This is a genomic window from Pseudomonadota bacterium (genome assembly GCA_039196715.1).
In the GTDB taxonomy this organism is placed as follows: domain Bacteria; phylum Pseudomonadota; class Gammaproteobacteria; order CALCKW01; family CALCKW01; genus CALCKW01.
The window spans coordinates 1-5,355 of record JBCCUP010000140.1 but is presented as its reverse complement, the minus strand read 5'-3'; the positions used below and the strand labels follow the sequence as shown (position 1 = coordinate 5,355).

The following is a 5,355-nucleotide window of genomic DNA, read 5'->3' as shown; positions in this document are numbered from 1 at the left end:
GATTCGGGCGGAGCTCGATCGCCTTTTCGCCGAGGGTCGCTGGGCCTACCGCTTCGATGTCGTTGCCACGCTCGCCGGCGCCCCGGACACGGGCGGGGCTGCGGCGGTCATGGTGCGTCGCAGCTTGCCCATATACCTCGGCGATTGACGCGTTCCCTTGGGCGCGCCTTGACGCCAGCGGTGGGGCTTTCCATGCTGGGTGTCGGATTCACGCCGTCGATGCCCCATGGCCTACGAACTGGCGCAGCTCAACATTGCCCGCTTTCGCGTGCCGGTCGATGACCCGATCAACGCCGACTTCGTCAACAACCTCGACCGGGTCAACGCCGAGGCGGAGGCGCAGCCGGGCTTTGTCTGGCGACTCACCGGCGAGGGCAACAACGCGACCGACCTGCAGGCCTTTGACGACCCACTGATCATCGTCAATCTCTCGGTCTGGTCGGACATCGGCGCCCTGGTCGACTACGTCTACCGCAACCCCGTCCACACCGAGATCATGCGCCGCCGCAAGGAGTGGTTCGACCGGATCGACTTCCACCTCGCGCTCTGGTGGGTCGAGGCGGACCACCGCCCGAGCGTGGCCGAGTCGAAGCTCCGGCTCGAGCTGTTGCGGTGCTGCGGCCCGACGGAGGCCGCCTTCATCTTCAAGCACGCCTTCGCCCCGCCGACCGGCGAACGCCTCCACCCCTTCAAGGGCGTCGCAGTCAGCTGATCGGACGCGCGCCTCGCCGGGTTCAGGCCGCGTCGGCTACCGCGCCGCGGGTCCACACGGTCTGGATGTTGGCGCGTTTCGCGAGGCTGATGAGTTTTTGCAACAGGTCGTCGTCGGTGTCGAGTTGCGGGTCGTAGTTGATCGGCGACCCGGCTGCGGTGGGGTCGACGCACAGCGCGTCGAACTGGTAGCCGACGTCGAAGCGGCCCACCGGGATGTCGAGCACGTCGGCGCCGCCGGCGGTGGCGAGGTAGAAGGCCTCGCGGAAGTCGATGCGTTGCTGTTCGACCCGCCGCTCGTCGCGCGGCGTATGCGGGTTCACGCCTTCCTCAAGCAGACGGGAGGCGTGGATCGCGTGCCGCGCGGCGTCGAGGATCGACGCGCTCGGGCCGCCGGAGATGTCGGTGCCCAGGCCCACGCGCACGGCCTTGTCGAGGGCGCGCCTGAGCGGAAACACCGCGTTGGAGAAGTAGATGTTGGACAGTGGACAATGCGCAACCCCGGCCCCGGCTTCACGCAAGGTGTCCATGTTTGCGTCGGTCAGGAAGTTGCTGTGTGCGAGCACCGTGTGTCGGCCGATCAGGCCGAAGTCGTTGAGCGCGTCGGTGTCGGTCTTGCCAGTGCGGTCGATCACGTACTGGTGCTGCCAGTCGCTCTCAGAACAGTGCGTCTGGATGTGGCACGCGGTGGTGGCGGCGAGATCGCCGAGGCCTTTCAGCGCGGTGTCGGTACAGCTCGGGATGAACCGCGGCGTGACAATCGGTTGCACCGTCGCGTGGCTGTTGCCGGGCAGCGTGCGTACGTACTCGATGAAGGCGGCGCTCTCGGCGAGTGCCTGTTCGGTGGAGGCGTCGCGGTAGTCGTCGGGGCACTGGTCGGGGTTGTCCATCACGACCTTGCCGACGAAAGCCCGTTGGCCACGTGCGAGGCAGATGTCGGCGAGCGCGCGGCTGGCAGCGTCGTGGATCGTGGCGAAGTACACCGCGGTGGTGGTGCCCTCGGCCAGCAGCGAACCCACCATGTCGTCGTAGACCCGCTCGGCAAACGCGAGGTCGCGGTAGCGCGCTTCGAGCGGGAAGGTGTACTGCTGCAGCCAGACCTCGAGCGGCACGTCCAGCGCCTTGCCGAGCTGGGGCCACTGCGGTGCGTGGATGTGCAGGTCGACCAGGCCGGGCAGCAGCACGGTGTGGTTTGGCAACCGCACCAGGCGGTTGGTGCGTTTGGCGTCGTCGAGCCGGGGGGCGTAGGCGGCGTCGTCGGTGCGCAGCACGGCGGCGATCGACCCGTCCGCGTCGACGTCGATCAGCGCGTCGCGCACAACCTCAATGTGCCCGCGCGCCGGCGCGTGGATGAAAGTGCTGTGAACAACGTGGCCGCGAACGGTGCTCATGGACGTCTCTGCCAGGCGCGGCGGTGTGTGCCGCACCTGGCAGTCTGGCACACCGGGTCGGGATTGCCCGCCCCGGGTGTGCCCGTTGCCCGCTGCATCAGTTCGGCAGTTGGGTCTCCACGCCCTGCACGAGCCAGTCGATGCCGAGCAGCGAACCGTCGTCGAGCGTGGCGCCAGCAGCGACCTTTTCACTGCCGTCCTGACCAATCACCGGACCGTCGTAGGGGTGGAAACTGCCGGACGAGATCGCATCCACCACGCCCTGCAGCTCGGCCTTCTGCTCCGCCGACAGGTCGTCGCTGAGCGAGGACACGCCAACCGCGCCGTCGGCCATGCCGCCCCAGTAGGCGGTGCCCTCGAAGTTGCCGTCAAGCGTTGCCTGTACCTGGCTGACGAAGTGCGGGCCCCAGTCGATCGTCATCGACGCGAGCAGCTTGGTCGGCGCGTACTTCTTCATGTCTGACGAGGTGTTGATGACGTAGAAGCCGTCTTCCTCGGCCACGGTCACGACCGACGGCGTGTCCTGGTAGAGCGAGAACACCACGTCGGCGGACTGCGCCACCAGGGAACGCGCGGACTCCTGCGCCTTGGCGGGGTTGAACCACGAGTTCAGCCAGACCACCTTGACGCTGATGTCCGGGTTGGTGCGCTGGGCGCCCATCGTGAAGGTGTTGATGATGCCGATGACCTCGGGGATGGCGTAGGCTGCGACCACGCCGAGGGTGTTGGACTCGGTCGCGTAGCCCGCCGCCATGCCGGCGACGTAGGCGCTCTCGTAGTTGCGCGTCTGGAAGTTGCCGAAGTTCTTCGCGGTCTTGTAGCCGCTGGCGTGGATGAAGGTCATGTCGGACTTGCGCTTGGCGAGCTTCAGGCCGTCGTTCATGTAGCCAAAGGAGCCGATCATGATCATGCCGGCGCCGCTCGAGGCCATCTGGTTCATGACGCGCGCGGCGTCCGGCCCTTCCGGCACGTTCTCCACGACCACGCTTTCGACCTGGTCGCCGAAGGCGGCCTCGATCGCCTCGCGGCCCTCGTCGAGTTTCTTGGCCCAACCGACGTCGCCGATCGGGGACGGGTAGATGAAGCCGATCTTGAGCTTGTCGGCGTGCGCGGCCGTGCTGGCCAGGGCGGTCGACAGCACCAGGGCGGCCGACAGGGTCAGGCTGGATAAATTCCGTGCGATTCGCATGGTGTTCTCCTGTGTGGGTTAACTGGACGGTCTGTAGGTTAACTGGACGGTTTGAAGGTTTGCCCAAGACTCATCGGGCTGTTGAGTTGGATGAACGTCGGGTTGCGCGAGATCACCGCGAGCACCACGATCGTGATGATGTAGGGCGAGGCTGACAGCAACTGCGACGGCACGTTCAGGCCGAACCCCTGGATCGACAATTCGAGCAGGGAAATCGCGCCGAAGAGGTAGGCGCCTGCCGCCACCCGCGGCAGAATCCACGAGCCGAACACCACCAGCGCGACGGCGATCCAGCCGCGGCCGGCGACCATGCCGTCGGCCCAGAGTGCGGTGTAGGCGGTGGACAGGTAGGCCCCGCCGATGCCGGCCATGGCGCCGCCGAAAGCCACCGCGGCAAAGCGGATCAGCCGCACGCGGTAGCCGAGTGCGTGTGCGGCGTCCGGCGACTCGCCAACCGCGCGGATGACGAGCCCGAGCTTGGTGCGGCTGAGCACCCACCACAGCAACGCGATCACCGCGAACGAGCCGTAGACCATGATGTCGTGCTGGAACAACGCCGGCCCGATCACCGGCAGGTCGGAGAGCGGGCCAAAGTCGAGTTTCTTCAGCGCGTCGACGGTGGTGCCCTCGTAGCGTTTGCCGATCGCCGCCGACAGCCCGAGCCCGAGCACGCCGACCGCAAGGCCGGTTGCGACCTGGTTGGCGAGAAAGAACAGCGTGACCACGGCGTAGAGCGTCGAGACCAGCATGGCGGCGCCCGCGCCAACGAGAAAGCCGAGGGTGTGCGACCCGGTCACAGCGACGGTCACGAAGCCGGATGCGGCGCCAACCGCCATCATGCCCTCGACACCGAGGTTCAGCATGCCAGTCTTCTCGGCGACGAGCTCGCCGAGGGCCGAATACAAGAGCGGCACCGTGGCGGCGAGGGTGCCGGCGAGAATGAAGACGAGCGTGTCGCTCACGGCGGTGTTCTCCCCGCGGTGTGCGGCGCAGCGCGGCGAAAGCGGTGGTTCAGGAGTACCGCGCTCGCAAGGTAGAACAACAGCAGCATGCCTTGCAGGATGTGGGTTACCGCGCTCGGCAAGCCGACCGAGAGGCGGGCGAAGTCGCCGCCGACGTAGATCAGCGCCATGAGTGCGCTGGAGAAGACGATACCGATCGGGTGCAGGGCGCCGAGAAAGGCCACGGTGATCGCGGCGAAGCCGTAGCCCGGCGAGATGTTCCGCTGCAGCATGCCGATCGAGCCCGCCACTTCGGCAACACCGGCGACCCCGGCTGCGGCGCCGCCGATCAACAGCGACACCCAGACCGCGCGGCGCTCGCTGAAGCCTGCGTAGCGGGCGGCGGCCGGGCTCACGCCGCCGACGATGAGCTTGTAGCCCCAGAGGCTGCGCTGCATGAACACCCAGGCTGCGACCGTTGCGGCGAAGGCGATCAGCAGCGAGGTGTTGGCGCGGGTGTCTTCGAGCAGGATGCCGAAGAGGGCCGCGTCCGAGAACAGAATGGACTGCGGGAAATTGAAGCCCATCGGGTCGCGCAAGGGCCCGGTGACGAGGTAGTAGAGCAGTTGCAATGCGATGCTCGAGAGCATGAAGGTCACGAGGATCTCGTTGGCGTTGAACGCGGTGCGCAGGAACGCGGCAATCGCGGCCCAGGCCATGCCGGCGAACGCCCCGATCAGCACCATGCCCGGCAACAGCCAGGCGGACTCGGTGCCGTCGAGGAAAATTGCCAGCGAGCCGCCCGCGATCGCGCCGAGGATCAGTTGGCCCTCGGCGCCGATGTTCCAGACGCGCGCGCGAAAGCCGATGGCGAGCCCCTGCGCGATCAGCAAGAGTGGCCCCATTTTCAACAGCACCTCGCCTACGCCGTACTGCGAGGTCAGCGGCTCGACCAGAAAGGCGTGGAAGCCCTTGGCCGGCGAGATGCCGTAGAGCGCGAACACCACCGAACCGCCGAGCAGCGTCAGGCCGATCGCGATGGCCGACACTGCGAAGGTGGCCGCGGTCGAGTGTTGGGTGCGGGGTTCGAGTCGCAGGTCAAACACGGGCGCTGCCCTTGGCG

Annotated in this window: 5 protein-coding genes; 1 reads left to right on the top strand and 4 read right to left on the bottom strand. The window is 67.1% G+C overall.

Going from position 1 to position 5,355, the window contains the following annotated elements:
* The first annotated feature begins 226 nt into the window (after window positions 1–226).
* Window positions 227–712, top strand: a complete 486-nt coding sequence (locus AAGA11_22625; GenBank protein MEM9605671.1) for a DUF3291 domain-containing protein — start codon at window positions 227–229, stop codon at window positions 710–712.
* A gap of 22 nt (window positions 713–734) precedes the next feature.
* Here the strand turns inward: AAGA11_22625 and guaD are convergent, their stop codons facing one another.
* The 4 genes from guaD to AAGA11_22605 form a co-directional block, all read right to left on the bottom strand.
* Window positions 735–2,102 carry a guanine deaminase gene (guaD, locus tag AAGA11_22620; protein ID MEM9605670.1) on the bottom strand — a complete coding sequence of 456 codons (1,368 nt, stop codon included), beginning with the start codon at window positions 2,100–2,102 and terminating at the stop codon, window positions 735–737.
* Window positions 2,103–2,199: 97 nt separating this feature from the next.
* Complete coding sequence (locus AAGA11_22615; protein MEM9605669.1) at window positions 2,200–3,291, bottom strand: BMP family ABC transporter substrate-binding protein; 1,092 nt, start codon at window positions 3,289–3,291, stop codon at window positions 2,200–2,202.
* 38 nt (window positions 3,292–3,329) lie between these two features.
* A complete protein-coding gene (locus AAGA11_22610) occupies window positions 3,330–4,253 on the bottom strand; it encodes an ABC transporter permease (protein ID MEM9605668.1) in 924 nt (307 codons plus the stop codon).
* Window positions 4,250–5,355, bottom strand: a 1,106-nt coding sequence (locus AAGA11_22605) for an ABC transporter permease (GenBank protein ID MEM9605667.1), incomplete at its 5' end; no start/stop codon positions are given. The genes AAGA11_22605 and AAGA11_22610, both read right to left, overlap by 4 nt.